Source organism: Halanaerobium sp. (assembly GCF_003070835.1).
In genome coordinates, this window is record NZ_QBLR01000430.1 from 1 (window position 1) to 2,201 (window position 2,201).

2 protein-coding genes and 1 pseudogene are annotated in these 2,201 nt (G+C 32.5%); all 3 read right to left on the reverse strand.

Features of this window, described 5'->3' with window-relative positions; genetic code table 11:
* Nucleotides 1–3: 3 nt before the first annotated feature.
* The gene (locus CI949_RS20065; protein ID WP_290769752.1) at nucleotides 4–966 is read right to left on the reverse strand and encodes an Rpn family recombination-promoting nuclease/putative transposase; all 963 of its coding nucleotides are present in this window, start codon (nucleotides 964–966) and stop codon (nucleotides 4–6) included.
* Between the two features lie 128 nt (nucleotides 967–1,094).
* Nucleotides 1,095–1,898, reverse strand: a complete 804-nt coding sequence (locus CI949_RS20070) for a hypothetical protein (RefSeq protein ID WP_290769755.1) — start codon at nucleotides 1,896–1,898, stop codon at nucleotides 1,095–1,097.
* 59 nt (nucleotides 1,899–1,957) lie between these two features.
* Nucleotides 1,958–2,104 (reverse strand): annotated as a pseudogene (locus CI949_RS21055) (tyrosine-type recombinase/integrase); the annotation flags it as partial.
* Between the last annotated feature and the right edge of the window lie 97 nt (nucleotides 2,105–2,201).

The following is a 2,201-nucleotide window of genomic DNA, read 5'->3' on the forward strand; positions in this document are numbered from 1 at the left end:
AATTTAAATATCAATATTCTTAACTAATTCTTCTAAAGAATCATAACTTTTGATAGCATCTTTAATATTTTTTAATCTTTCATAATCATCTATCTTATTTATCTCCTGCACAATCTTTTTGCTGCTTAAACCAAATTTCAATTCCATTGCAAATTCAATCATTTCATGCATATTTTCTACTTTACCTTCTTCTTTTCCATCATGATAGATTTTTTCTGCTATAGTCATAATTACAGCACTCCCTTCAGCTGAAATGTTTTTTGCCTTTTGATCCAACTCATTTAAAGAAATTTCCTCTCCAATATTTAAAATATACTTAACAACAGTTTCAATATACTCCAGCCCGGTTGTTTTTTCTCTTAGTTCAATTAACAAAGGCAGAACTTCCCGCAGTCCTTTATCAAAATCATCATCAAAAATATGAGAGATCAACTTCAAAAAGAGCCTCAGCTTAATCTGTCCCTTTATTTCTGCATCAGAATAATTAGAGAAATCATAAAGTAAATAATTATAACCAGGTATATAATCTGAAATAGCCTCTGAAGTAGCTTCAATTAATTCTGATAAGCTGCTTCCATACTTCCATTTTCTATCTCCATGATAAATAAGAATAGGTATAATTGGTGGTAGTTTCTCGTTTTTATTCTGTTTATTATAAAGCTTCCAGATATCTAAAATATAACCAAGCATCTGGACCGGTGTCATTTTATCAAAATAGCTCTTGTGTTCAAATAACAGGTAAACAAATCCTTCTTTACCATCTATACTTACATTATATAAAATATCAGAAAAACTTTCTTCCAGTTCTTCATCTACAAAACTATCTTTGGCTACCTTAATATCTGTTAGATCAATTTCTTTTAAAATATTATTGGGCAAATAATTTTCTAAAAAATCTACTGCCACTTCTTTATCACCAAGAGTCCTCTTAAAAAGAGAATCATGTGGGTTTTTAATAATATCCAATTTAGTTCCTCCATCTCTTTTAACTTCCTGTATAATTATTATATCATATTAATCATCATAGAAAAACAGTTCCTTAATAACTATTTCGCTAAAACTTAATTTTCTCCTACTATTAAATCTATTTTATATCACTTGAGAAGAGAATTAACTGCATCTCTGTAACCATACTTCCGTAAATATTCAATAACTGCAGCTTCGAAAATATCTCTCTGAGATACGTTCCTAACCTTGCTGAATTCTGTAACTAATTCAGCTAATCTATCAGCCATATAGACACTTTTAGTTTTGGTTGTTCCTGGCACTGCGAAATGTGGGATTTCTCCCTCACTGTCTTCTCCATCTTCTGAAGCTGCTAATAGTTCCTGTAAAGAATCCATATTTTCTTCTAAAAACTCCATCACTGGAGTAAACTTAGCTAGTCTTTCTGCAACATTGACCTGGCGTTCAACCTGTTTTCTAATCTCTGCAGCAAGTTCTTTCTCATTAGTTTCTGGAGCAGCTTTCTTACTTTCTTCCTCATCATCTTCCATTTCAGATTGATGAATGTAATTCCGCTCATCTGTGGACCAGATATAATTCTGTCGCTTCATAAAATCTGCTAAATCTTTATGATCATTAAAGCCTACTTTCTTTGCAACCGACTTAGGATCACTACCATCATCAGCAAACAAACTAATAATTAAATCAGCTTTTGATGATATACCAGTTAACTTCTTATTTTCAAATCCAGGGTCATCTACTTTTGGCACATAAGTACCACGATCAGCATCCCAGAGGAAGTTTTTTCTTCTAATATACATGTCCATGGACTTATAGCTGGAATAATTCAAATCATCAGCTATCTCCTCTCTGGACTTCCCATTCTTTAAAGTTGTCAAAATATAGTTGACCTTTTCATCATAGATAGGCTGTTCTTTTTCTGTATCAGCCATAAATGTATTACCTCCTTTAATTAGGATTCCCCTGCCTATAATAGCAGGGGATTTTGGTATCAAAGCACATTAACCGCTTCACTTAAATCGTCAATATTGCTATGAGCGTACAGGCTGGTTACAGAAATATTGGAATGACCCAATAACTTTTGGATTTTATAAATATTAATGTCATTTTTTACTAGCGAAGATGCAAAAGAGTGTCTCTTATGGAGATCTCTTTATAAGCGTCAGAGTGTTGCTTACACCAGTCTGTATTTCATCTACTCTAGCTGACCCGGTTATGATTTTCTTGTCTCCTTT

Excerpts from the sequence above, each read along its gene's own strand:
- CI949_RS20070 (WP_290769755.1), bottom strand. The coding sequence starts at position 1,898 with ATGGCTGATACAGAAAAAGAACAGCCTATCTATGATGAAAAGGTCAAC.